The organism is Escherichia sp. KCJ4928 (genome assembly GCF_004352695.1).
GTDB lineage: Bacteria > Pseudomonadota > Gammaproteobacteria > Enterobacterales > Enterobacteriaceae > ECMA0423.
In genome coordinates this window covers 1-3,460 of record NZ_SJWV01000284.1, presented here as the reverse complement: position 1 = coordinate 3,460, position 3,460 = coordinate 1, and the positions used below count along the sequence as shown (strand labels likewise).

General features: G+C 45.6%; 4 protein-coding genes, 1 tRNA gene and 2 pseudogenes. 5 read left to right on the top strand and 2 right to left on the bottom strand.

Translation table 11 applies throughout. The annotated features are described in order from the left end of the window. Both fimH and sfmF read left to right on the top strand, forming a co-directional pair. Positions 1-731: type 1 fimbria D-mannose specific adhesin FimH (gene fimH / locus E0D98_RS22490; protein ID WP_131891054.1), on the top strand; the 731-nt coding region annotated here is incomplete at its 5' end. A 10-nt stretch (positions 732-741) separates the two neighbouring features. Continuing rightward, complete coding sequence (sfmF, locus tag E0D98_RS22485; RefSeq protein WP_001250422.1) at positions 742-1,257, top strand: fimbria assembly protein; 516 nt, start codon at positions 742-744, stop codon at positions 1,255-1,257. Between the two features lie 2 nt (positions 1,258-1,259). Here the strand turns inward: sfmF and fimZ are convergent, their stop codons facing one another. Continuing rightward, positions 1,260-1,892 (bottom strand): fimbria biosynthesis transcriptional regulator FimZ, encoded by a 633-nt coding sequence (fimZ, locus tag E0D98_RS22480; RefSeq protein WP_000805428.1) that lies wholly within the window; start codon positions 1,890-1,892, stop codon positions 1,260-1,262. Positions 1,893-2,134: 242 nt separating this feature from the next. On the opposite strand from fimZ, the gene E0D98_RS22475 reads away from it, so the two are divergent. After that, positions 2,135-2,211 (top strand) — tRNA-Arg (locus E0D98_RS22475). A gap of 15 nt (positions 2,212-2,226) precedes the next feature. Here the strand turns inward: E0D98_RS22475 and E0D98_RS22470 are convergent. Beyond that, a pseudogene (locus E0D98_RS22470) lies at positions 2,227-3,003 on the bottom strand (site-specific integrase); the annotation flags it as partial. Between E0D98_RS22470 and E0D98_RS22465 the strand changes: the two are divergent. Together E0D98_RS22465 and quuD are read left to right on the top strand one after the other, a co-directional pair. Beyond that, positions 3,001-3,090, top strand: a pseudogene (locus E0D98_RS22465) (DUF968 domain-containing protein); the annotation flags it as partial. The pseudogenes E0D98_RS22470 and E0D98_RS22465 overlap by 3 nt on opposite strands. A 17-nt stretch (positions 3,091-3,107) precedes the next feature. Continuing rightward, a partial coding sequence (quuD, locus tag E0D98_RS22460) for an antitermination protein QuuD (protein WP_131891051.1) occupies positions 3,108-3,460 on the top strand: 353 nt, incomplete at its 3' end.

The window sequence follows — 3,460 nt, the reverse complement described above, 5'->3', positions numbered from 1 at the left end:
ATAATTATAAATATATGCAATTAAATGATTATCTATTAGGTGCGATGAGTCTGGTTGATAGTGTGATGGATATTCAGTTCCCCCCGCAAAATTATATTCTGATGGGAACAGATCCTAACGTTTCGCAAAACCTTCCATTCGGGGTGATGGATTCTCGTTTAATATTTCGTTTAAAGGTTATTCGTCCCTTTATTAACATGGTGGAGATCCCCAGACAGGTGATGTTTACCGTGTATGTGACATCAACGCCTTACGATCCGTTGGTTACACCTGTTTATACCATTAGTTTTGGTGGCCGGGTTGAAGTACCGCAAAACTGCGAATTAAATGCCGGGCAGATTGTTGAATTTGATTTTGGTGATATCGGCGCATCGTTATTTAGTGCGGCAGGGCCGGGGAATCGACCTGCTGGTGTCATGCCGCAAACCAAGAGCATTGCGGTCAAATGTACGAATGTTGCTGCGCAGGCTTATTTAACAATGCGTCTGGAAGCCAGTGCCGTTTCTGGTCAGGCGATGGTGTCGGACAATCAGGATTTAGGTTTTATTGTCGCCGATCAGAACGATACGCCGATCACGCCTAACGATCTCAATAGCGTTATTCCTTTCCGTCTGGATGCAGCTGCGGCAGCCAATGTCACACTTCGCGCCAGGCCTATCAGTATTACCGGTCAAAAACCGACCGAAGGGCCGTTTAGCGCGCTGGGGTATTTACGCGTCGATTATCAATGAGGTACGGAGAATGAGAAGAGCACTCTTTAGCTGTTTCTGCGGGTTACTGTGGATTTCCAGTGGATGGGCAGCTGACCCTTTGGGAACGATTAATATCAATTTGCACGGTAACGTTGTTGATTTCTCCTGTACCGTAAACACTGCGGATATTGATAAGACGGTAGATTTAGGCAGATGGCCTACGACACAATTACTGAACGCTGGCGATACCACGGCACTCGTCCCTTTTAGCCTGCGGCTGGAGGGATGTCCTCCGGGTTCAGTTGCGATTTTATTTACGGGAACGCCGGCATCCGATACCAACCTGCTGGCTCTGGATGATCCCGCAATGGCGCAAACCATCGCCATCGAATTACGTAATAGCGATCGCTCCCGGCTCGCACTGGGAGCGGCGAGCCCGACTGAGGAAGTAGATGCAAATGGCAATGTCACACTAAACTTTTTTGCCAATTATCGAGCGTTAGCCAGCGGTGTTCGGCCAGGTGTGGCGAAAGCGGATGCGATATTTATGATCAATTATAATTAATATTATATTAATTCGTATAATTTGGCGTAGTCGATAAGCTCTACAATTGAATGCAAACCTAGCTTGCCATAAATATTAGATTTATGCGCACTAACTGTTTTATTGCTAAGTAATAACTTATCGGCAATTTCTTTATTAGATAATCCGCTAACCAGATAACGTAATATGGTCACTTCACGATTAGATAGCACAGTGACCGTTGAACTATTCGTACTACATTTATTGCTTTTTATATAGTTAAGCGTTTCGCTGGGAAAAAACGTGTATCCGGAGAGGATCATCTGAACGGCATGAAAAATATCATTCTGATCGTTGCATTTACTGACAAAACCGTTAGCACCAGCTTGTATCGCTCTGCCAGCATAAAAGCATTCTGATTTCGATGATAAAAATAACACTTTCACTGTGCTCTGGATTTGTTTGATCCTTTTCAGGAAGGTAAAACCGTCTGTTCCGGGCAAGTCTATATCCATAATGATTAAATCAACAGGACGGGTTCGGAGATAATCGATGGTTATGCGGTAATCATCCGTTTTCAGGACAATCTGCAATTCACTGTTTTTTTGCAACAGAACTTCAATAGACATTCTGATGATAGGATGAGTATCCATAATGATCACCGACGTTGGTTTCATAGTTACCAGTCTCATAGGAGCGGACAATTTTCCGTTAGGGCGGTAAATTGTACTTTGATACATGAAAATACGGGTTTTCTTGATTCAGACGCGCAGCGGTGTGTGTTTGTTTGCCGCTATAGCGAAATAAATCAGAAAATCAGACGCGGTCGTTCACTTGTTCAGCAACCAGATCAAAAGCCATTGACTCAGCAAGGGTTGACCGTATAATTCACGCGATTACACCGCATTGCGGTATCAACGCGCCCTTAGCTCAGTTGGATAGAGCAACGACCTTCTAAGTCGTGGGCCGCAGGTTCGAATCCTGCAGGGCGCGCCATTACAATTCAATCAGTTACGCCTTCTTTATATCCTCCATAATTCCAGAGTGGGACATATTTGGGACATTATCACCAAAAATGTCGTCTATTTTCCTCGAATGCTCTGTCAAATGATTAGGCGCAAGGTGAGCATACCTACGAACCATTTCTATGGACTCCCATCCGCCCATTTCCTGAAGCACTGATAATGGGACGCCTGACTGAATCAGCCAGCTTGCCCAGGTGTGTCTGAGGTCATGGAAACGGAAATCTTCAATTCCTGCACGACGACAAGCTGATAGCCATGATGTCTTGCTGTCGATGCGCATCTTCCTGACCGCAGGCGTTGATGTTCCATCTGCTCGCTTAGCCGCCTTGGTATGTACAAACACCCATTTGTGATGCTTGCCTATTTGATCACGCAACACTTTACAGGCGGTATCGTTCAGCGCCACACCAATGGCGCGGTTTGATTTGCTCTCTTCTGGATTCACCCAGGCAACTCGTCGCTGCATGTCGATTTGTTGCCATTCCAGATTTATGATGTTCGACTTTCTCAGACCAGTTGCCAGCGCAAACTTGACGACAGATTTCAGTGGTTCGGGGCACTCATCAATAAGGCGTTTTGCTTCCTCCTTTTCCAGCCATCTGACTCGCTTGTTTCTGACCGCTGGTATCTTGATGACAGGCGCTTTTTCCAGCCACTTCCAGTCGCGTTCTGCAGCACGGAGAATGGCCTTTATCATGGCAAGATGCTTTGCCTTTGTCTGAGTTGATACTGGCTTTGGTTCATAAACAGGCGGTTCTTTACCGTGGCATTTGAAGAGAAGTATGGCTCCCAGCTGGAGCTGATATTTCGTTTTATCGATCGCGCACTGGCGATTGGTGTGCTGGCCTGATTTTGTGGAGAAAGTTAATGCGTGATATTCAGATGGTTCTTGAACGTTGGGGAGCGTGGGCGGCTAATAATCATGAAGATGTGACCTGGTCGTCCATTGCCGCCGGTTTTAAGGGATTAATTCCTTCAAAAGTAAAATCTCGCCCGCAATGTTGTGACGATGACGCGATGATTATTTGCGGGTGCATGGCCCGTCTGAAAAAGAACAACAGCGATTTGCACGATTTATTAGTAGATTATTATGTAGTCGGTATGACATTCATGTCACTGGCAGGTAAGCATTGCTGCTCTGATGGTTATATCGGGAAAAGGTTACAGAAGGCTGAGGGCATAATTGAAGGGATGTTAATGGCATTAGATATCCGGTTAGA

Coding starts and splice junctions, on each gene's coding strand:
- sfmF (WP_001250422.1), top strand. CDS start 742: ATGAGAAGAGCACTCTTTAGCTGTTTCTGCGGGTTACTGTGGATTTCC.
- fimZ (WP_000805428.1), bottom strand. CDS start 1,892: ATGAAACCAACGTCGGTGATCATTATGGATACTCATCCTATCATCAGA.